This window comes from Flavobacterium sp. AC105, from assembly GCF_979258495.1.
This window is the reverse complement of sequence record NZ_OZ409860.1, coordinates 762,113-782,626: the sequence shown is the minus strand read 5'-3', so window position 1 is coordinate 782,626 and position 20,514 is coordinate 762,113. Positions and strand designations below refer to the sequence as shown.

At 34.3% G+C, this 20,514-nt stretch carries 18 protein-coding genes and 2 pseudogenes; 11 read left to right on the top strand and 9 right to left on the bottom strand.

The features are described 5' to 3' along the window. Positions 1-102: 102 nt before the first annotated feature. The 4 genes and pseudogenes from obgE to hpt form a co-directional block, all read right to left on the bottom strand. Positions 103-1,104 carry a GTPase ObgE gene (obgE, locus tag ACZ0AH_RS03350; RefSeq protein WP_463474466.1) on the bottom strand — a complete coding sequence of 334 codons (1,002 nt, stop codon included), beginning with the start codon at positions 1,102-1,104 and terminating at the stop codon, positions 103-105. 94 nt (positions 1,105-1,198) lie between these two features. Next, a pseudogene (locus tag ACZ0AH_RS03345) lies at positions 1,199-2,421 on the bottom strand (hemolysin family protein). A gap of 147 nt (positions 2,422-2,568) precedes the next feature. After that, complete coding sequence (locus ACZ0AH_RS03340) at positions 2,569-3,141, bottom strand: adenylate kinase (RefSeq protein WP_463474465.1); 573 nt, start codon at positions 3,139-3,141, stop codon at positions 2,569-2,571. Positions 3,142-3,215: 74 nt separating this feature from the next. Further along, positions 3,216-3,746, bottom strand: a complete 531-nt coding sequence (hpt, locus tag ACZ0AH_RS03335; protein WP_463474464.1) for a hypoxanthine phosphoribosyltransferase — start codon at positions 3,744-3,746, stop codon at positions 3,216-3,218. Between the two features lie 183 nt (positions 3,747-3,929). Here hpt and ACZ0AH_RS03330 point away from each other — a divergent pair, with 183 nt between their 5' ends. From ACZ0AH_RS03330 to purE, 5 genes are all read left to right on the top strand, one after another. Continuing rightward, entirely contained in the window at positions 3,930-5,204 is a 1,275-nt protein-coding gene (locus ACZ0AH_RS03330; RefSeq protein ID WP_463474463.1) for a PQQ-dependent sugar dehydrogenase, read from the top strand. Positions 5,205-5,455: 251 nt separating this feature from the next. Beyond that, positions 5,456-7,552 carry a TonB-dependent receptor gene (locus tag ACZ0AH_RS03325; protein ID WP_463474462.1) on the top strand — a complete coding sequence of 699 codons (2,097 nt, stop codon included), beginning with the start codon at positions 5,456-5,458 and terminating at the stop codon, positions 7,550-7,552. 25 nt (positions 7,553-7,577) lie between these two features. Further along, positions 7,578-8,132, top strand: a complete 555-nt coding sequence (locus ACZ0AH_RS03320; RefSeq protein WP_463474461.1) for a hypothetical protein — start codon at positions 7,578-7,580, stop codon at positions 8,130-8,132. Positions 8,133-8,431: 299 nt separating this feature from the next. Beyond that, a complete protein-coding gene (locus ACZ0AH_RS03315) occupies positions 8,432-9,586 on the top strand; it encodes a 5-(carboxyamino)imidazole ribonucleotide synthase (protein ID WP_463474460.1) in 1,155 nt (384 codons plus the stop codon). Positions 9,587-9,658: 72 nt separating this feature from the next. Beyond that, the gene (gene purE / locus ACZ0AH_RS03310; protein WP_039111763.1) at positions 9,659-10,144 is read left to right on the top strand and encodes a 5-(carboxyamino)imidazole ribonucleotide mutase; all 486 of its coding nucleotides are present in this window, start codon (positions 9,659-9,661) and stop codon (positions 10,142-10,144) included. A 183-nt stretch (positions 10,145-10,327) separates the two neighbouring features. Here purE and ACZ0AH_RS03305 read toward each other — a convergent pair whose 3' ends face one another. Then, the gene (locus ACZ0AH_RS03305) at positions 10,328-10,996 is read right to left on the bottom strand and encodes a hypothetical protein (protein WP_463474459.1); all 669 of its coding nucleotides are present in this window, start codon (positions 10,994-10,996) and stop codon (positions 10,328-10,330) included. A 226-nt stretch (positions 10,997-11,222) separates the two neighbouring features. Here ACZ0AH_RS03305 and ACZ0AH_RS03300 point away from each other — a divergent pair, with 226 nt between their 5' ends. Together ACZ0AH_RS03300 and ACZ0AH_RS03295 are read left to right on the top strand one after the other, a co-directional pair. Further along, positions 11,223-13,250 (top strand): M3 family metallopeptidase, encoded by a 2,028-nt coding sequence (locus tag ACZ0AH_RS03300; protein WP_463474458.1) that lies wholly within the window; start codon positions 11,223-11,225, stop codon positions 13,248-13,250. Positions 13,251-13,370: 120 nt separating this feature from the next. Further along, positions 13,371-14,030: a SanA/YdcF family protein gene (locus ACZ0AH_RS03295; RefSeq protein WP_463474457.1), complete on the top strand. Its 660-nt coding sequence runs from the start codon at positions 13,371-13,373 to the stop codon at positions 14,028-14,030. 114 nt (positions 14,031-14,144) lie between these two features. Here ACZ0AH_RS03295 and ACZ0AH_RS03290 read toward each other — a convergent pair whose 3' ends face one another. The 4 genes from ACZ0AH_RS03290 to ACZ0AH_RS03275 form a co-directional block, all read right to left on the bottom strand. Further along, entirely contained in the window at positions 14,145-14,366 is a 222-nt protein-coding gene (locus ACZ0AH_RS03290) for a hypothetical protein (RefSeq protein ID WP_463474456.1), read from the bottom strand. 72 nt (positions 14,367-14,438) lie between these two features. Beyond that, a complete protein-coding gene (locus ACZ0AH_RS03285; protein WP_463474455.1) occupies positions 14,439-15,923 on the bottom strand; it encodes a hypothetical protein in 1,485 nt (494 codons plus the stop codon). Between the two features lie 140 nt (positions 15,924-16,063). Next, the gene (locus ACZ0AH_RS03280; protein ID WP_463474454.1) at positions 16,064-16,477 is read right to left on the bottom strand and encodes a DUF1842 domain-containing protein; all 414 of its coding nucleotides are present in this window, start codon (positions 16,475-16,477) and stop codon (positions 16,064-16,066) included. Positions 16,478-16,599: 122 nt separating this feature from the next. Next, positions 16,600-18,369 (bottom strand): hypothetical protein, encoded by a 1,770-nt coding sequence (locus ACZ0AH_RS03275; protein WP_463474453.1) that lies wholly within the window; start codon positions 18,367-18,369, stop codon positions 16,600-16,602. Between the two features lie 234 nt (positions 18,370-18,603). Between ACZ0AH_RS03275 and ACZ0AH_RS03270 the strand changes: the two genes are divergently transcribed. The 4 genes and pseudogenes from ACZ0AH_RS03270 (at position 18,604) to ACZ0AH_RS03255 (ending at position 20,262) form a co-directional block, all read left to right on the top strand. After that, positions 18,604-19,107 (top strand): GbsR/MarR family transcriptional regulator, encoded by a 504-nt coding sequence (locus ACZ0AH_RS03270; protein WP_463474452.1) that lies wholly within the window; start codon positions 18,604-18,606, stop codon positions 19,105-19,107. 67 nt (positions 19,108-19,174) lie between these two features. Continuing rightward, positions 19,175-19,507, top strand: a complete 333-nt coding sequence (locus ACZ0AH_RS03265; protein ID WP_463474451.1) for a hypothetical protein — start codon at positions 19,175-19,177, stop codon at positions 19,505-19,507. Positions 19,508-19,509: 2 nt separating this feature from the next. Further along, positions 19,510-19,869, top strand: coding sequence for a hypothetical protein (locus tag ACZ0AH_RS03260; RefSeq protein ID WP_463474450.1), 360 nt, complete (start codon positions 19,510-19,512; stop codon positions 19,867-19,869). A gap of 5 nt (positions 19,870-19,874) precedes the next feature. Then, positions 19,875-20,262: pseudogene (locus tag ACZ0AH_RS03255) on the top strand (hypothetical protein). The last annotated feature ends 252 nt before the right edge of the window (positions 20,263-20,514 follow it).

Here is a 20,514-nt window from a genome sequence, read left to right as displayed (position 1 = left end):
AAAAAGAGACTCATAAATAAGTCTCTTCTTTACAAAATATTTTATTTTGGTTAGTACTAAACCCAACAGGTAATTTTACTTGTTGGGTTTTAATATACTATATTATTCGTTTAACATTTTCCAAAGTTTATCTTTTAAATCTGTTAGTCCTTGTTGTGCTACAGATGAAATAAACATATATGGAATATCTTTGAAAGCAACATCTAATTCTGTTTTCAATTCAGCTTTAAGTTCGTCATCCAGCATATCACATTTTGAGATTACCAATAAACGTTCTTTATCCAGCATTTCAGGATTGTATTTTGTCAATTCGTTAACCAGAATATCATATTCACCTTTAATATCCGGCGTATCAACCGGAACTAAAAATAATAAAGTTGAATTACGCTCGATGTGACGCAAAAAGTAATGTCCTAAACCTTTTCCTTCGGCAGCACCTTCGATAATACCCGGAATATCAGCAATTACAAAAGATTGAAAATCCCTGTAAGCCACAATTCCTAAGTTTGGTTTCAGGGTTGTAAAAGGGTAATCGGCAATTTTTGGTTTTGCAGAAGTTAAAACAGATAATAAAGTCGATTTTCCAGCATTTGGAAAACCTACTAATCCAACATCTGCCAAAACTTTAAGTTCCAGAATAACATCCATTTCTACTCCCGGTAAACCAGGTTGTGCATATCGTGGAGTTTGATTTGTTGAACTTCTAAAATGCCAGTTTCCTAAACCACCTTTTCCTCCTTTAGAAAGGATTCTTTTTTCTCCGTCTTCAGTAATTTCAAAAAGTGTTTCGCCAGTTTCTTTGTCTTTTACAACAGTTCCTAATGGCACTTCAATATATTTATCTTCACCATCAGCTCCAGTACTACGATCTCCTCCTCCGTCTCCACCATGACCGGCTTTAATGTGACGAGCAAATTTTAAGTGAAATAATGTCCATAAACCTTTATTACCAACTAAATATACGTGTCCACCGCGACCACCATCACCTCCGTCCGGGCCTCCTTTTTCAATAAATTTCTCCCTATGTAAATGTGTAGATCCTTTTCCTCCCTTTCCGGAAGAAACATATATCTTAACATAATCTACAAAATTTCCTTCTGTCATTTTTCCTTGTTTATATAAAGTTTAAAGTTTCAGGCTTCAAGTTGCGCAACAAAACGTCAACAACTTGAAACCTGAAACCTGAAACAAATTTTCTTTACTCTTTAAGTGCTTTTACCAACACTTTATCAATCTTTACACCATCCATGTCGATGACTTCTAAGACAAATTTTTGCCATACTAATTTTTCTCCTTCTTTTGGAATATGAGAAAGCTCGGTCATAATCATTCCGCTTACAGTATTTACTTCGTAATCGTTCGTCAATTCGTCTAACTCAAAATAAGTCAGGAAATCGTGTAATGAATAATGTCCGTCAACCAGCCATGAACCATCTTCTCTTTCGATTAATTGGAATTCATCTTTATAAAAATCTGATGCATCACCAACTAATGCTTCCAGAATATCATTTAAGGTAATGATTCCCTGAAAAACACCATATTCATCTGAAACCAAAGCATAATGAACGCCTGTTATCTTGAAATTTTCTAATGCTTTATAAGCTGTTGTCTGCTCCATCAAAAATGGAGGATCTGTCATGATTGCCGATAAATCGAAATGATCACTTTCGATGTTGGCAAATATATTTTTCAAGGTTACAATTCCAACAATGTCATCGTAATTGTCGCTATACACGGGATAAACGGTATGCAAATCCGTTAAAACCAATTCTTTTATTTTGGCTTTATCAGCATTTAAAGGCAGCATATCTACCGATTTTCTATGCGTCATTAACGAATTTACTTTTCTGTCACCAATATGAAAAACACGTTCTACGATATCTTGTTCGATTTCCTGCACTTCTCCAACTTCCGTTCCTTCTTTAATGATGGCTTTGATTTCTTCTTCGGTAACTTTTCCGTCAGCTGAAGGTTTTATTTGCAAAACTTTCAATAAAAAATCTGTTGAAGTTGTTAGCAACCAAATAAAAGGCGCTGTAATAATCGAAACGATTTTCATTGGTAATGCTACCATTTTCGCAATAGCTTCCGGGTAATTTAAACCGATTCGTTTTGGCAGTAATTCTCCTAAAACCAAAGAGAAAAATGTCAAAACTACCACTACGATTCCAACTGCGACTGAGTGTGCGTAAGGTTTTAAAACGGCAAATCCATTTACGAATGCTTCTACATCTATTGTGATTTTATCTCCACTATAAATACCGGTCAAAATTCCGATTAAGGTAATTCCGATTTGTACGGTTGATAAAAACTTATTTGGAGAATTAGCCAAGTCGAGCGCAATTTTGGCACTTTTATTTCCTTTTTTTGCTGCTGTTTCCAGTCTGTTTTTCGAGCCGAAATCAGCGCAATTTCAGACATAGAGAAAACTCCGTTTAATAGTATTAGAAAAAATATTATTAGTATTTCCATTTTTTAGTTTAAAGTTAAAAGTCAAAAGTTAAATGTTTTCAGAATTTATTTCAATTTCCTTCTAAACATTTAACCTTTAACCCCAAACAGATTTTATTACAAATTATCAATAACTGACGTTAATCGCTCTGTAATTTCTTCAATGGTTCCGATACCGTTTACGGCATGAAACTTATTTTGTTCTTTATAATATCCAATTAATGGAGCTGTTTTTTCGTTGTATTCCTGATATCTTACACGAATTTTTTCTTCGTCCTGATCATCAACTCTTCCACTTGTTTTTCCTCTTTCTAACAAACGTGCCACTAATATTTCATCATCAGCTTCTAGTGCGATTGTTGCTGTAACACTTGATCCAATTGTTGGTAAAAACGTATCTAATGCCTTTGCCTGATCTAAAGTTCTTGGGTAACCATCGAACAAAAAACCATTTGCATTTGGATGTTTGTTTACTTCATCTATTAACATTGCTGTGGTAACTTCGCAAGGAACAAGCTCTCCGTTGTCCATAAAAACTCTTGCTTTTTTGCCTAAATCTGTATCATTTTTTAAATTAAAACGAAAAATATCTCCTGTTGAAAGATGTGTTAATTTGTATTTCTCTTTTAAAAATTCTGCCTGAGTTCCTTTTCCTGCTCCCGGCTTTCCAAATAAAACAATGTTAATCATAATATGAGTGAGTGTTGTTACTTCTGTTTTTTATAAGAAGTTTTAAATGAATATATAGTTGTGTGTGTGTTTAATTATTCTGCTAATTTATATACTTCGGTTAAATTTCGCCCTAATCCGTCGTAGTCTAAACCGTAACCAACGATAAATTTATTTGGAATCCTGATTCCGATGTAATCTATTTTAATGTCTTTTTTATAGGCTTCAGGTTTAAAAAACAAAGTTGCAATTTTTAAATGCTTTACATTTCGTTGTTTAAACATGTGTTTCAATTCTTCGATTGTATTTCCTGTATCGATTATATCTTCGATAATAATCACGGTTCGCCCTGTTAAATCCTGATTTATACCAATTAATTCTTTAATAGTATTGGTGGATTCAATTCCTTCATAAGAAGCCATTTTGATAAATGAAACCTCGCAAGGGCTTTTATATTTTTTAAGAAAATCTGCAACAACCATAAATGCGCCATTCAAAACTCCGATAAAAACCGGCGTATCATCTCCAAAATCATCTTGTACTTGTGCTGCTATTTTGGTCAAAGCAAAATCAATTTCTTTAGCCGAAATAAACGGAACAAATTGTTTATCGTGAAGTTGTATCATTATTTTTATGTTTAAAATAATGCGCAAAGATACAGAATTACAACCAAACTGTAAGTATCAAAATATAGTGTGAACATATTTTTTTAAGAATGTTAAATATCACTTAATATTTACATTTTTTTTCTTTGAAATAGTCCATATTTTATTAAATTGTTGTCTTTTAAACTTTTAACCCAAACCGCTATGAAAAATGTTTCACAAATATTATATATATCATTTTTAGTCACAATGACAGCCTGCAACGGACAGGTGAAAAAAGAAGAAAAAGAAGCTTTATCCAAAAAACCGTCAGTTGTTGTAAAAACAGCTATTGGCGATCTGACTTTGCCGCCTCCATATGCTACAGAATCTAAAACTAAAAACAGCAAAGTTCTGGGCTGGCCGGAAGGCAAAACTCCAAAAGCACCTGAAGGTTTTACGGTGACCAAATTTGCTGATGGTTTCGAAAATCCGCGTTCGACTTATATTGGCCCAAACAATGATGTTTTTGTTGTAGAAAGCGGAACAAGAACCAGTAAAAATCAAATTATAATTCTTCGTGACAAAGATAAAGACGGGAAATTTGAAACTCGTGAAGTTTTCCTGAAAGACCTTAACAAACCTTTTGGAATGCTAATTCTAAAAGACTTTTTTTATGTTGCAAATACAGATGGTTTATACCGATACCCGTATAAAAATGCACCGTTGAAATTAGAAACAAAAGGTGTCAAAATTGTTGAACTTCCTGCCGGAGGTTACAACAATCACTGGACGAGAAATATTATTTCGAATCCTGAAGAAACAAAAATCTATATCGCTGTTGGTTCTGGAAGTAATGTTGGAGAAAACGGAATGGATAAAGAAGTCCGCCGTGCTGATATATTAGAAATTAATCCTGACGGAACGGGCGAAAAAATCTATGCATCAGGACTTAGAAATCCGATGGGAATGGACTGGAATCCTGCAAATAAAGAATTATGGACGGCGGTTAACGAGCGTGATGAGCTCGGCGACGATTTGGTTCCTGATTATATTACCAGCGTAAAAAGAGATGGTTTTTACGGATGGCCATATTCTTATTTCGGGAATAATCTTGACCCGAGAATGAAAGGTGAACGCAAAGATTTAGCCGCAAAAGCAATTGTTCCTGATGTTCCGGTTGGTTCGCATACTGCCTCTTTAGGATTGGCTTTTTATGATAAAGATGCTTTTCCGGCAAAATATAAAAACGGTGCTTTCGTAGGACAACACGGTTCGTGGAATCGTTCAATAATATCAGGTTATAAAGTGCTGTTCGTTTCGTTTGCTAACGGAAAACCTTCTGGAAAACCTGAAGATTTTTTAACCGGTTTTGTTGCAAATCCAGATACGGCTGAAGTATACGGACGCCCAGTTGCCGTAACTGTTATGAAAGACGGATCGCTTCTTGTAAATGACGATAGCGGAAATACGATTTGGAAAGTTACTGCAAATAAGTAAACTCCAATTTTTTTTAAATTCCAAATTCAAACCTTGCGAGAATAATTTTATCACAGAAAACACTAAGTTTCTTCTATAGTTTTTTATAAAATACAAAGTTCGCAAAGCTTTATTTTTTAACTCGCAAAGTCGCAGAGTCGCAAAGAAAATAAAACTTTGCGGCTTCGCGACTTTGCGAGCAAACTACATAGCAGCTAAAAAACTTTGCATTCTCTGCAGTTAATTTTTTCATGTTTTCAACAAATTCTTTTATGATTTTAAAAAAATATTGTTTTCTTTTTCTTGTACTATTTTGTTTCCAAAACATACAGGCACAAAATAGAGAAACCAAATCTATTGATTCTGTCCAGACAGAAAAACTAGAGGAAGTTGTTATTAGTTCCTTACACATTAACGACAGTTTGCAAAATGCTCCGGCTTCGATTGGTATTTTATCAAAAAAAGATCTTACGCAAAATAATGCGACAGATATTAGTACAGTGATTAATACGCTTTCTGGTGTTTTTATGCAGTCTTCGAATTTTACTACAACCCGAATTTCGATTCGTGGTATTGGTGCAAGAACGCCTTATGGAACTAATAAAATCAGGGCTTTTTACGGAAGTATTCCGCTGACTTCCGGAAACAGCGAAACGGTAATCGATGATATCGATCTGGAAAACATTGGTCAGCTCGAAGTCATAAAAGGTCCGCTTTCTAGTATTTATGGCGCGGGTTTGGGCGGCGCTATTTTAGTTACACCTCAACTTTCAAAAACAAACGGAGAAACCGCCAGCATTAGCAGTGTTTTTGGCTCGTTTGGATTACTGAAAAACAGTTTGAATTATAGCTTAAATGAAAAAACCTCAAGCTTAAATATTAGTTATCACAACCTAAAAAATGATGGCTGGAGAGAAAACAGTGCTTACAATCGCGAAGGAGTTACGCTTGCCGGAGAATTATTTAAAAAGAAAAACAGCAAACTTACTTATTTTTCGAATTATACTTATTTGAAAGCTTACATTCCGAGTTCGATCAGTAAAGAAGTATTTGATTCAAATCCGGAATTGGGCGCTCCAACCTGGGTGGCTTCAAAAGGATATAAGGAATATAAATCGACTTTGGCCGGATTAGCTTATGATTTTAAAATTAATGATAATCTGAGCAATTCAACTTCGGTTTTTATCAATTATAAAGACAGCAACGAACCGAGGCCTTTTGATATTTTACGCCAATATACTTTTGCAACCGGAGCCAGAACGCAATTTTCAGGGAACTTTAAAACTGGAAAAATAGAAAATCAATTTATTGCCGGAATTGAATATTTTACCGATAATTATAACGGAAATACGTTTGAAAACCTATACAAAAACAATAACGGCCAAGGCAGTTTACAAGGAAATCAACTTACGGAAACGGATCAGAAAAGACATTTTTACAATATATTTTCTCAATTGAGAACTTCAATTTCTAAACAATTTGAAATTCAGGCCGGACTTAATTATAATGAAACTCATTTTGAACTGACAAATTTTCTTCCAACAAAAACTGCTACAGAAAAATACAGTTATGATGGCATTTTCTCTCCACAGCTTTCTTTATTATTTAAACCAAATACGGAACAAACTCTATATTTTTCGGCAAGTCGGGGATTTTCATTACCAGCAACAGAAGAAACACTTACAAGTACGGGCAATATCAATACGGATATAAAACCCGAAAATGGTTATAATTTTGAACTTGGCGGAAAATTCTATTTCTTCAATAAAAACCTTTATACTGAAATCGCTTTATATCGAATGGAAATAAAAGATTTATTAGTCGCAAAAAGAATTGGCGACGATCAATATGAAGGTGTAAATGCTGGAAAAACTTCCCACGAAGGAATCGAAATTACCTTGAAACACAATTGGCAAATCAATGGATTCTTTTTATTAAACTCTTATATCGCCGCTTCTTTAGGGAAATATGAATTTAAAGATTTTGTTGATAGTGGTAATGATTTTTCGGGAAACAAATTAACCGGAGTTCCTGCCAATAAAGCAAATGCGGGATTGATCCTAAACACTGCTTTGGGAATTTATTTTTCTGCCGATTTTCAATTTGTAGACAAAATTCCTTTAAATGATGCTAATTCTGAATACTCAGATGCTTACAATATTATCAATTTTAAAACAGGTTATCGATTTGAAATAATTCCTAATTTAACTTCTCAAATTGCTGCCGGAGTAAATAATGTAACCAATGAAAAATATGCTTCCCTGATTTTACCAAACGCGCTGCCGGTTGGAACTTCGTCTCCCAGATATTATTATCCGGGACTTCCGGTAAATTATTACGGAACTATATCGTTAAATTATTTATTTTAGATGTTGAATTGTAAATCAAAAAACAATGCTTTCTGAACTTCAAATAAAACTTGATTATGTCAGCGCTTGCAGAGAAAGCAGGTTGAAAACTGCACAGGAAATTCTAGAAAATCCTTCTTTGTTTGATGACTTAATACAGATTTGCTTTTCTCCATCTGACAAAAATAATCACAGGGCTTGCTGGATTTTAGAATTTGTATCTTATGAAGAATTGATTTGGCTGCAACCTCATCTTGACTTTTTTTGTTCGAATTTGAAAGTTTTAAAAGATGAAAGTTCCATTCGGCCAATTGCAAAAGTGATTCAGCTTTTAGTAAAATCACACTATAGCAAAGACGAAAACAGCATTTTACTTTCTGAAAAAAATCTTCAGGATTGCATCGAAATTTCGTTTGACTGGTTAATTAATGATGTAAAAGTTGCCACAAAAGCCTATTCGATACGAACTTTATATCTTTTAGGAAATCATTACGATTGGATTCATCCTGAACTGAAAATTATTCTGGACAAAGATTATGGCGATCATTCTGCTGCTTATAAAGCCGTTGCACGTGAAGTTTTGAAGAAAATAGAGAAGTAATTTTTTTTAGTCACCACAAATTTCACAAATTAGAACGAATTTTTATCTGCAAAACCTTAACATATAGCTTTGTGATCTTTGCATCCTTTTAATAATTAAAACTTTGCGAACTTTGCGTAAATCTTTGTGGACTTTGCGGTTAAATTTCTAGCTATTATATTAAAAAAATTAGCCACGAATTCTACAAATTTTCACTAATCTTATCGTGGTTAAAATTAGAATTGGAAAAAAATCATGAAAATCATGAAAATCGTGTCAAAAAAAAGATTAAAAAGTATCTTTGCAAAAACACAACTACAATGAATTATTTTTCTTCTGATTTTAAATTAGGAATATTAGGTGGCGGACAATTGGGCAAAATGCTATTGTTTGACACTCGAAAATTTGACATCCAAACTTATGTTTTAGATCCGAGTGACGAAGCTCCGAGTAAAATTGCCTGCAATAAATTCTTTCAGGGCGATTTGATGGATTATGAAACCGTTTATAATTTTGGAAAACAAGTCGATGTTTTGACTTTCGAAATTGAACTTGTAAATCTTGAAGCTTTAACGCAATTAGAAAACGAAGGCCTCAAAGTATATCCGTCTCCAAAAACCTTAAAAGGAATTCAGAATAAAGGCATTCAAAAAGCTTTTTATACCGAAAGTAATATTCCAACTGCAGCTTATTTGCGATTTGATTCTCCGGAACATTTGCAAAAATCAGTTGGAAATAACGAAATCACAATTCCATTTGTATGGAAATGTACCGAGTTTGGTTATGACGGAAATGGCGTAAAAGTCATTCGCCAGATTTCAGACATGGATGATTTGCCAAACGTAGAATGCATTGCAGAAACTATGGTTCCGTTCAAAAATGAATTGGCCGTTATTGTAGTAAGAAATCCATCTGGAGAAATAAAAACCTACCCAGTTGTCGAAATGGAATTTCATCCGGAAGCCAATCAGGTAGAATATGTAATTTGTCCTGCCAGAATCGACGAAAAAGTAGCCGAAAAAGCGAGAGCCATTGCTTTGAATGTTTCGGAAAAATTCAATCACGTTGGACTTCTTGCAGTTGAAATGTTTCAAACCAACGAAGATGAAATCTTGGTAAACGAAGTTGCTCCTCGCCCACACAATTCAGGTCATTATTCTATTGAAGCAAGTTACACCTCACAATTCGAAAATCATTTACGCGCTATTCTTGATCTTCCGTTAGGAAACACAGATAGTAAAGTTGCCGGAGTTATGGTAAATTTAGTCGGTGCAGAAGGTTTCTCCGGAGATGTAGTTTATGAAAACATCGAAACCATTTTAGGATGGGACGGTGTTACGCCACATATTTACGGTAAAAAAGAAACAAGACCTTTTAGAAAAATGGGGCACGTTACGATTGTAAATGAAAACATGCAGGAAGCAAGACGAATTGCCGAGGAAGTTAAGAATACTATTAAGGTAATTAGTGCTTAGTTATTAGAACTAAATAAATAACTGTTTTCAATTTCAACAAAAACCTGAAACCTAAAACAAAAAAAAAAATCTATGAGCAAAGTAGCCATAATAATGGGAAGTATCTCAGACATGCCAGTCATGCAGGATGCCATCGACATACTAAAACAATTTAATATTGAAACCGAAGTAGATATCGTTTCGGCACACAGAACGCCGGAAAAATTATTCGATTTCAGTAAAAACGCACACACTCGCGGCATTTCGGTAATTATTGCCGGAGCTGGTGGCGCTGCGCATTTACCTGGAATGGTTGCTTCAATGTCGCCGCTTCCTGTGATTGGAGTTCCTGTAAAATCAAGTAATTCTATTGATGGCTGGGATTCGGTTTTATCGATTCTTCAAATGCCGGGCGGAGTTCCTGTGGCAACTGTAGCTTTGAACGGAGCAAAAAACGCTGGGATTTTAGCCGCACAAATCATTGGTAGTCACGATAAAAAAGTACTTGATACAATTATTGCTTATAAAGAAGAATTGAAAGCTGCAGTTAATAAAGCGGCTGAAGGATTAAAGAAATAAGGCACTTCTCAATTCCTGCAAGGTTTTCAAAACCTTGTAGGTATAGATTATAAAGCTAAATTAATACCTCAAAATACCTACAAGGTTTTGAAAACCTTGCAGGATAAAAAAGTACAAAATGAGCATTTTAACCCAAAGGCTTCACATTACGTGAAGCCTTTCTGTTTTTTAGAGCCTTTTCAATTATGCTTCGTCTTCAATTTCCTCCAGAACAGACTCAAATTCATATTCATTTATATCCTCTTTATTTATCCAGTTTTCTGACGTAACCAGATTATAATTGATATTATCTTGTGTCGTCAATTCCCAAACAATATTTTCGGCTTCAGGAAACGGAATATTTTGAGATATTTGATTTTCAAATAATCTTTTAATAAGATTTCTATCAGATAAACCGTTATTCAATAATTTCAACACATTTTCGGGTGTCAATTTTTGTGCTTCGCCGTCCGTTGGTGACATTGAAAAATGCACAACAGAAGCTTTTGCATTTGGAAATTTTCCGTTGTATGCTTTAAAAAGTAATTGATTGATGTGAAACAAAGTGCCTTGCATATCTATTTCAGGATATTCCTCACACACCTTGTCAATTAACATATTGTGTGCTATTTGCTCGATTTGTCCATCGGTTAATCGGTCAGGAAATTTATATGTCAATACTATTTCGGCGGCTTCATTTGGCTCATAATCAGAGATCGCCATCTCTAATAATTCAGGCAAACTGGCTTTATCTGCAGTTGCACCGTCCGGATAATTGAATTTTTGCAATAATTCAATAAAATCTTCATCTGACCAATATCCTTCTACTTCGTTAACAGTATCAATTCTTTTTATTACAATTTGGTAGTTCATTATATTTTTTATTTTATAATTATTTATGATAGCATTTATAATTCTAATACTTTTTTTACAATTTAAGATTTTTAAACCGCCTACAAGAATAAATAACATATCTATAACACAATTTAGTAAGGTTTTTATTCCCATAATAAATCTTATTTAAATGGTTAGATTTTATAAATTGTTATCTTTGGAATTCAAAAATCCTGATTTCAATTAATAAAATAATTACATCATAATGAACGTTTTACTTTCAAAATTTACTACCAAACATAATACTGCTCCTTTTTCGCAAATTAAAATCGAAGATTATATTCCGGCTTTTCAAGAGGGAATTATTTTGGCTAAAGCCGAAATCGATGCAATCGTAAACAATCCCGAAGCTCCAACTTTTGAAAATACGGTTGTTGCTATGGATTTTTCAGGTGATATTCTGGATCGTCTTTCGAGTGTTTTCTTCAATTTGAATTCGGCTGAAACCAATGACGAAATGCAGAAAATCGCTCAGGAAGTTTCGCCTTTATTGTCTGAATTTGGAAATGACATCACTTTAAACGCCGCTTTATTTGCTAGAATCAAAGCCGTTTACGATCAAAAAGAAAGCCTTAATTTAAATCCGGAGCAAACTACGCTTTTAGATAAAAAATACAAAAGTTTCTCCAGAAACGGAGCAAATCTTCCGGAAGACAAAAAAGATAAACTTAGAGAAATCGATAAAGAATTATCGAAATTAGGTTTGCAATTTGGCGAAAATGTTTTGGCTGAAACCAATGCTTTCGAATTGCATTTGACTGACGAAAAAGATTTGGCTGGTTTACCGGAAGGAACAATTGAAGCAGCGAGACTTTTGGCAAAAAGCCAGGAAAAAGAAGGCTGGATTTTCACATTAGATCATCCAAGTTATATTCCGTTTTTGACTTATGCGGATAATCGCGAATTGCGTAAAAAAATGGCAATTGCTTTTGGAGCAAAAGCATTTCAGAATAACGAATTTGACAATCAGCAAAATGTGTTGAAAATTGCCAAATTACGTTTTGAAAGAGCGAATTTATTAGGTTATAAAACACATGCACATTTTGTTCTGGAAGAAAGAATGGCAGAAAGTCCGGAGAAAGTTTTCTCTTTCCTGAATGATTTATTGGCTAAAGCAAAACCTGCAGCCCAAAAAGAATTTGCAGAATTAACGGCTTTCGCCAAAGAACTTGACGGAATTGACCAACTCGAAAAATGGGACGGTGCTTATTATTCTGAAAAATTAAAACAACAGCTTTTTAATTTAGATGATGAAAAACTGAAACCTTATTTTCAATTAGAAAAAGTATTAAACGGCGCTTTTACGGTTGCCAAAAAACTATACGGATTAACGTTTACCGAAGTTTTTGATATTGATAAATACCATGAAGAAGTTACCACTTATGAAGTAACGGATGCTGATGGGAATTTAGTTTCGGTTTTCTATGCTGATTTCTTCCCAAGAAAAGGAAAAAGAAACGGTGCATGGATGACTTCATTTAAACATCAATCTATAAAAGACGGCGTAAACGAAAGACCGCATATTTCGAACGTTTGTAATTTTACAAAACCAACGGAAACAAAACCTTCATTATTGACTTTTAATGAAGTAACGACTTTATTCCATGAATTTGGTCACGGATTACACGGAATGTTGGCCAATACGGTTTACCCGAGTTTATCCGGAACTTCTGTTTTTTGGGATTTTGTAGAATTACCAAGTCAGATTATGGAAAACTGGTGTTACGAACCGGAAGCGTTGGCTTTGTTTGCGAATCATTACGAAACGGGAGAAATTATTCCGATTGAATATGTGCAGAAAATTAAGGAAAGTGCCAGTTTTCAGGAAGGTTTGGCCACTTTGCGTCAGTTGAGTTTTGGGCTTTTAGATATGGCCTGGCACGGACAAGATCCAACGCATATTACGGATTTAAAAGCTTTTGAAACCGAACAATTTGCCAACACGCAATTGTATCCTGATGTAAAAGAAAATGCGATGAGTACGGCTTTTTCGCATATTTTTCACGGCGGATATTCGTCTGGATATTATAGTTATAAATGGGCAGAAGTTCTGGATGCTGATGCTTTTGAATATTTTCAGGAAAACGGCATTTTCAATCACGAAATTGCTACAAAATTCAAAGATAATGTACTTTCTAAAGGGGGAACAGAACATCCTATGATTTTGTACAAACGTTTTAGAGGCCAGGAACCAAAACCTGAAGCTTTGTTGAAGAGAGCAGGGCTTTTGTAAAAATTTTAGATTTTAGATATCAGATTTAGATTAAACCGAAGTATTCTTACTTCGGTTTTTTGATTTAATCACTAAAGACAAATTTACTTATCTTCACCACTTTAAATCCAAATTTTACAAATGAAAAAATATTTTAAAATCGCTTTTTATCTTTTTATTATTGGATTGATTGCTGTTATTTCTGTGAATTTATATGTAAAATCTATGACGAAAACACATATTTATAATTCACTTAAGAAATTTCCAAAAAATGATGTTGGAATTATTTTTGGCGCAGGAATTAATGGAGATAAACCCAGTAAATATTTAAAAGACAGACTTGATGCCGGAATTTTATTGTACAAGTCAAAACGAATTAATAAAATTTTACTTTCGGGAGATAATGGCAGTCAGGAATATGATGAATTAACGGTAATGAAAAAGTACTGTTTCAGTCACGGAGTTGACACTACCAAAATATTTATTGATTATGCCGGATTCGATACGTATTCTACTATGTACCGCGCCAAGCATATTTTTAAAATCAAAAGGGCGACTTTAATATCTCAGGAATATCATTTAAACCGGGCGATTTATATTGGACAAAAACTAGGGATAAAATCAGTTGGGTATTCTGCAAATTCAGGCGAATATCGAGGTTATAAATATGTCACTTTTAGAGAATATGGTTCTGTTTTCAAATCCTTTTTTGATGTTTTTAGAAATCGCGAACCTCATTTTTTAGGAAATCCAATTGATATCAATGGACCTTGCAATTATTCTAAAGATGACAAACGATAAAAAATTTTAAATCTTATTTTTTATCTGTAAAACAAAAAGAATTGCTCTTTATTAGCTTTAATAAAGAGCAATTCAAATAATTTTAAATCAATTATACTGCAAAACTTAGTCTGCTTATAATGAAAATGTTGCAGTAGCTCCTGCTACTGCAGTACAAGTACGTCCTGTCATTCCTGTATTGTCATCTAATCCTACCACATAATCATATCCTAATACAATCAGGACTGCCGGATTAAGGTTTGTTACCCTTAAGTTTACACTGTTCATAGGATCTGTGGTTCTACCTGTTGCTACAGGTATAGTTCCTGCTTCATTTTTAATTAATATATCATGCATGATTTTATTTTATTTAAATTATACTTCGTTTATTATCAGCAAACACTTATCGTCAATAAGATCGTTCACTTTTTATTTGTTAGCCCTAACAAATTCTTCAAACTGTTTCAGTTTTAGTGTTTTTGTTTCTTCAATACGATTTATTTTCGAATTTTCCACGTTAGTTTTAGTTAGTAATTTAGGTTTTGTAACTACTAAATAAGATTCGAAAACATGGCTTAAATACAAAGGTGATTTTCCATTACCACGGGCCGTATCAAAATTTTTGGATTGATGACATGTAAAACAATTCACCAGATTGCCGACAGTGATTTTATGTACACTATCCTGAAATGTCTGCGTGTAAGTTTCCATTGTAATATTGGCCAAATTAGAAGAACCTCTTGCTAATGAATCTTTTAAAACACTGGAAATTTTACTTTTTACTATTGTTTTTGCCTGTTGTTCTGGAGATAATCCGTCTGTATCCAACCAAATAGAACCGTTATAAAAATAATTTTTAAAAACGTCTTTTAATTTTCCTGCTACACACTTATTAATATTATCGATGTTGTTAAAATTTACAGGCTCTGATTGGCTGGTAACCATAAATGCATTAGAACCCAAAACCTTTGGAACTCCATATTCATAAAGAACAAATGCCTTATTAGAAACTGCCGGTTGACCGGTTGCACTGTTCCATGTAATTGGCTGTAGTCCGGAAGTTTTTCCTTTTTCATAAAACAACATTTCGGTATCAGAAGTTACCGCATTATTTTTCCAGTTATAAACAGGAGCCATATCTTTATGTTCAAAAGTTGCCCAGATAAATTCAGGATGATTTTTCACAACTCCTACAACGTGCATACCTAATAATGCCATTGTTTTAATTTCATATTGTCCATTTTTTTTCTGTACAGCGGCTTTCGTCATAAAATAATCGGCACGTTTGTCTTTGGCAATTGAATTTACATTGATCCATGAAACCTTTAATTCAAATGCACCAACCGGAAATGTGTCCAAATTAGAATAAGGCAATTTTCCGCTATTAATCAAAGAAGCCGCCGCAATGGCTTTATCCATAAATTTATTATTAATATGGATGGAATAAAACACGGTATCCCCAACACTCTGGCCTGGATTTACTTTAGGGTTAGATACCAAAACTCCTGCCGGACCTGCTTGATTAAAGGCACTTAAAACCAGTTTTAAACCCAATTGCGGATTTACACGTTCCATTTCAGGACTCACTACAGTCAAGGAATCTAAAAATAGCGGATTTCCACTTGGTAAAGGTTTGGTCAGCCACAAAAACTTTTGCCATGACCATTGATGAAAGATACAATTTGTAGTGCTTTTGGTATCAAACGGGCTTCCGTCTCCTTCTGCCGGTGGTGGAGTCTGATCATGAGGAAACCAGCTCTCTTCGCAATTACAGGCTTCGGATGATGTACTTGCGTATGAAGGTGCAAATCTATCTTTGTATAATCCGTTATTTCTATTAAAAAGAAATATCCACAAAACAACTGCTATAACAACGATAAGCAGCAGACTAATAACAATGTATTTTTTTTTCATTTTTCTAGATTTGATAATTATTCAAATCAGGATTTCCTGAGCAAAAAAGACCGCCTAAACCAAGCGATCTTTTTAAATCAAAACTCGAATCGAGTCAGGAAGTTTTTTATCCTGTTGAATTTGTCTGGGGACGTTTATTTCTAAACTAATTCCTGATGTAAATTTTTTGCTGCTGTTACCGGTACATTTTCGATATTATGTTGATAATATGAAAAACCTCCAGTTCCGTTCCATGCGTTATCGATAGCTAAGTGAGCATCAAAATTCGCTAAAAAAGAACCTATTGCCGGAGGAGGAACAGAGTGAACATATTGTCCTTGAAGACTAACTACTTGTGTAACTTTTCCTATTCCTGTTGCATATATTCTTCCAGTTACCGGAACAACTATATGACTATCTGGACCTTGTATAGCCTGAGTAATTACAACTGTACCTGACACTGTATGTTGTGATGGTACAACTACTAAACTAAATGAAGCGATTGGAGCACCTGGTGTTCCTACATTGCCTATTGTGCCTTTTGCTAAATAAGCACCTGCTAATAAATCTGACATAATTTCTTGATTTTGGTTTCCTACTCGTAAGGCTTTTCGGTGACGCCTCGTTTTTTCTAGTGGTTTCTGCTCCACTTTATTTTGAATTTTCAAGAAAATGTATTCCAAAAAATAGAATTTTATTATGCAACGGATATTTGCACATTAATAGAACCTATATTATCTGTTAAACCAGCACCATATTCTCCGGTTAAATCGTCATTAATGCATAATTCCAGTTTTCCGCTAAGTCCTGCAGGAGTGGTAACGCCCATTCCTACAAGAAAAACAGTTTGTCCAATTCTGCCTATAAGAGCGCCTTCATTTTGACCAGGCATTGTATAACCAGGTTTGGCATTTATATATACTGGATTTCCATTTGCATTGTATAACTGACCACCGTTATCATTTGGGTTTGCTGTCCATAAACCGCTTACATAAGAAATAGTTGCAACAGTAGTTTCATTCATTCGAATTCCAGTATCTAACCAAGGATAAGACGGATTAGGATCTGTTGGTGTGTTTGGCGCAGGCTTGGCATCAACTGTAAAATCAGCAGGAGGAACTGCAAAATTGCAAGGCGGAATTGGAGATGTAAATTCTTCATAATAAAAATAATCGGCCAAAGCAAGGCTTGTTCCTAAACCAACACCAGATTGTGACTGCATAAAGGTTACTGGTCTGCTGCTGCTTCCGCTTGAATTAAGAGGGCTGTACCAAGTCCATAAATAAGTAGAATCCGGATAATTATTTCCTGAAGGCGGAAAAAGCACGCCTAAAATAGTAACCGTATTACCTGGGCAAAGCACCGAATTATTTTCAACGGTTGCCTGAATACTACCACCTACTGCCGGAATTTGAACCCAATTTGGTGCTTCCTGAGGAAAAGGAAAGTTTGCAAAACCAATACATTCCGTTATTTCATCTCCCTGGTAATTTATTAAGAAACCAGCGCGGCTATTAGCCGGAGGAGTTACACCTACAGGAGCTGGTCCGGTAAGAAGTGCAACTTGCGAAGTAAACGGATCATTTGGACCTACGGGATTATATGTGTTTTCCATCAGCGTACTTTGACTTCTATCTGAAGAAACTTTGTATTGACTATCTGCTGCCCAGTTATATAAAACCCTTGTAGGCAACGGGTTAAATTGTTCGTTAACTGGCGTCATAAAAACAGTCATTCCAAAATTGGTATTCCATTCAAATAGTCCGTAATTGTTAGGATTTCCAAATGAAAAACCATTTATAAACGGAGGTATTAAAGGCGAGCTTAAAGGATTGCTTGTTAATGCCTGAAAAGAAGAAAAATAACTAAAAGAAAACATTTGAAAAAGAGCCAGTTGATTGACATCTCCCATTGTAGGAGCTGTAGGGCCCTGACCAAACATAAGACGTACTGGTAAATTAGATACACTATCAAACCACATCCATGTAGCGGGTGCCGGATTGCTTGAACCAACCGGAATTTTCCACCAGTTTACCTGCTGTGCTTCCATCCAGTTTAAGTAGCTTGTTCCTGCACAGGAAGCGTTCCCGCTTTCGTTTCCAAACCAGTTTGTACCGGGAACTGTCCAACCCAAATTTACGGGTGTATAATTAACTCCGTCCGTAGATACTGTTGTTTGTGTTGGAGTAACATTGTACCACCATTTTCTGCCAGAACTTCCTACCAGTAAAGCATTTAATCCAATTCCTTCGGCATAATAAACCGTAGCAATGCAAATTTCAAAAAACGGGCTCGCTTTATCCGCGGCACTGCTATTACTTTGAAGGGGGCTAAAAGGGTGAAGCAAACAAGTACATTCCCAATATTGTGGGAGCGCTGGCTGAGCACCTGCAAAAGGTGTCAAAGTTGGATATTGTGAATCTGAGATAGGGTCAAAACATGCTGAAGAAGAGGAAGAATCTTTCATAATAATTTGATTTTTAATTGTTTTCTATCCCAAAATTATATCAATGATTTAGGTGTTTTTAATAAAATGCTACGAAATGGAAATTATAAGCCATGAATAAGACAAAAGATGGCACAGAAAAATAGGACACGTATAAATACCTGATTTTAGCTATTTCAGGGAAGTCAATAAATTATTTCAAATAAAGTTTCATTTATTTTTGAAAGTTTAAAAACTTTTGTCTACATTTGATCTATGGAATTCAAGGAAGCAAAAAATAAGTTCGTACAAACCTGGGGAGCATTAGGTTCTCAATGGGGAATTAATAAAACCATGGCGCAAATTCATGCTTTATTGATGGTTTCGAACAACGCTGTTTCAATGGAAGATATTATGGATGAATTGCAAATTTCGCGCGGAAATGCCAGCATGAACCTAAGAGCCTTGATGGATTGGGGAATTGTCTATAAAGAATACAAAGCTGGAGAAAGAAGAGAATTTTTTACTGCCGAAAAAGATCTTGACGAACTTGCCTCTAAAATTGCAAGGGAAAGAAGTAAAAGAGAAATTAAACCTGCTCTTAAAATTTTAAAAGAAGTTTCGACAATTGAAGCGAAAGATTCTACAGAAGAAAAACACTTTGTAGATCAAACTTCTAAATTGTATGATTTTGTTTTAAAAGCCGATAATATGTTAGATAAAATAACTGAATTCAACGAAAACTGGTTAGGCCGTTTGGTTCTAAAAATCATGAAATAAACATCAACATAAAAAAATTTAATCAAAACTTTCATTTTTTTCTGAAAGTTTAAAACAAACCATAACTATGAAAACTATAAAAAATATCAACACATTTGCTATTGGCCTTCCTTTTGTAATACTTATAACGTATCCTTCTTTCAAAGAAAGTGCAATAATGTTAAGTCTATTATCAACTATGCTTACAGGGTTTATACAATTTTGCATCGGAGTAAAAATGTTAGTGGATAATCCAAAAAGCAAAAGTCTTTTTGGTTATATAATTGGTGTTATTTTATTCTTTGCTCTTTGGGGATTTAACCATTTTGTAGGCTACAATAATATCATAACATATTCCCTATTACCAGTTCCGTTAATACTAGCAGTTTATCTTTCTATAATTATATATAAAACAGAATAACCATGAATCTCAACATCATTGGGTATTTTATTTACCTCGGCATTACGATTTTCATCATCCTTAAAGTTGGAAAAATCTGCTATAAAAACGGAAATATTTATGTCGCAGAACTAATCCCCAATCACGCTGATGTATGCCAGAAAATCAATCAGGTTTTGCTTTTAGCCTATTATCTTTTAAACATTGGTTATTGTGCGATGACATTAATTTCCTGGCAAAAAATTATTTCATCAACACAATTAATTGAAACTATCTGTATAAAAACGGCTGTCATAATTTTTCTTATTTCAATTCTGCATTACCTCAACATTTTAATTATAACTAAATACATTCAAAAACTAATTAATAACAATAAAAACTAAATATCATGGAAACTACAAAAATCTTAATCGGTTACAGCATTTATTTACCAGTTGCTTTATTACTAACTTATTATGTTTCTAAAACACTTTTTAAAAACGGTAAAATATTCATGCTTGATATTTTTAAAGGTCGCGAAGATATTGCTGAAGCAACCAATAAACTTTTCGAAACCGGATTTTATCTTTTAAACATTGGCTTTGCCTTAATGATTCTGGAATTGCAATTAAGCCGGAGACAGTTATCAGGAATTAATTGAGAATTTAAGTTATAAAATTGGAGGGTTTTCTATTTATCTTGGCGTAATGTTATTCTTCAATTTGTATTTCTTCTTTAGAGGAAAAAGAAAAGCCAAAGAAACGCAACGAGAAGAAAGATTGGTTTTTAAAGCATAATTATCATTAAAAAATTTGCCACGAATTTCACGAATATTCACGAATTAATATTTGACAATCATGCAAAATTAGTGCAAATTCGCGCAATTCGTGGCTAAAAAAAACCAATCGAAATGATATATGCGTTACCGAAATAAGTGACTTTTACAATTTCGACGAAGGAGAAATCTCCGCAAGTAACTCCGCAACCAGCAATCTTTGTCGAGCTTCTTGTGAAGATTTCTCCTTCGTCGAAATGACAAGATTACGCAA

Excerpts from the sequence above, each read along its gene's own strand:
- obgE (WP_463474466.1), bottom strand. The coding sequence starts at position 1,104 with ATGACAGAAGGAAATTTTGTAGATTATGTTAAGATATATGTTTCTTCC.
- ACZ0AH_RS03340 (WP_463474465.1), bottom strand. The coding sequence starts at position 3,141 with ATGATTAACATTGTTTTATTTGGAAAGCCGGGAGCAGGAAAAGGAACT.
- hpt (WP_463474464.1), bottom strand. The coding sequence starts at position 3,746 with ATGATACAACTTCACGATAAACAATTTGTTCCGTTTATTTCGGCTAAA.
- ACZ0AH_RS03330 (WP_463474463.1), top strand. The coding sequence starts at position 3,930 with ATGAAAAATGTTTCACAAATATTATATATATCATTTTTAGTCACAATG.
- ACZ0AH_RS03325 (WP_463474462.1), top strand. The coding sequence starts at position 5,456 with ATGATTTTAAAAAAATATTGTTTTCTTTTTCTTGTACTATTTTGTTTC.
- ACZ0AH_RS03320 (WP_463474461.1), top strand. The coding sequence starts at position 7,578 with ATGCTTTCTGAACTTCAAATAAAACTTGATTATGTCAGCGCTTGCAGA.
- ACZ0AH_RS03315 (WP_463474460.1), top strand. The coding sequence starts at position 8,432 with ATGAATTATTTTTCTTCTGATTTTAAATTAGGAATATTAGGTGGCGGA.
- purE (WP_039111763.1), top strand. The coding sequence starts at position 9,659 with ATGAGCAAAGTAGCCATAATAATGGGAAGTATCTCAGACATGCCAGTC.
- ACZ0AH_RS03305 (WP_463474459.1), bottom strand. The coding sequence starts at position 10,996 with ATGAACTACCAAATTGTAATAAAAAGAATTGATACTGTTAACGAAGTA.
- ACZ0AH_RS03300 (WP_463474458.1), top strand. The coding sequence starts at position 11,223 with ATGAACGTTTTACTTTCAAAATTTACTACCAAACATAATACTGCTCCT.
- ACZ0AH_RS03295 (WP_463474457.1), top strand. The coding sequence starts at position 13,371 with ATGAAAAAATATTTTAAAATCGCTTTTTATCTTTTTATTATTGGATTG.
- ACZ0AH_RS03290 (WP_463474456.1), bottom strand. The coding sequence starts at position 14,366 with ATGCATGATATATTAATTAAAAATGAAGCAGGAACTATACCTGTAGCA.
- ACZ0AH_RS03285 (WP_463474455.1), bottom strand. The coding sequence starts at position 15,923 with ATGAAAAAAAAATACATTGTTATTAGTCTGCTGCTTATCGTTGTTATA.
- ACZ0AH_RS03280 (WP_463474454.1), bottom strand. The coding sequence starts at position 16,477 with ATGTCAGATTTATTAGCAGGTGCTTATTTAGCAAAAGGCACAATAGGC.
- ACZ0AH_RS03275 (WP_463474453.1), bottom strand. The coding sequence starts at position 18,369 with ATGAAAGATTCTTCCTCTTCTTCAGCATGTTTTGACCCTATCTCAGAT.
- ACZ0AH_RS03270 (WP_463474452.1), top strand. The coding sequence starts at position 18,604 with ATGGAATTCAAGGAAGCAAAAAATAAGTTCGTACAAACCTGGGGAGCA.
- ACZ0AH_RS03265 (WP_463474451.1), top strand. The coding sequence starts at position 19,175 with ATGAAAACTATAAAAAATATCAACACATTTGCTATTGGCCTTCCTTTT.
- ACZ0AH_RS03260 (WP_463474450.1), top strand. The coding sequence starts at position 19,510 with ATGAATCTCAACATCATTGGGTATTTTATTTACCTCGGCATTACGATT.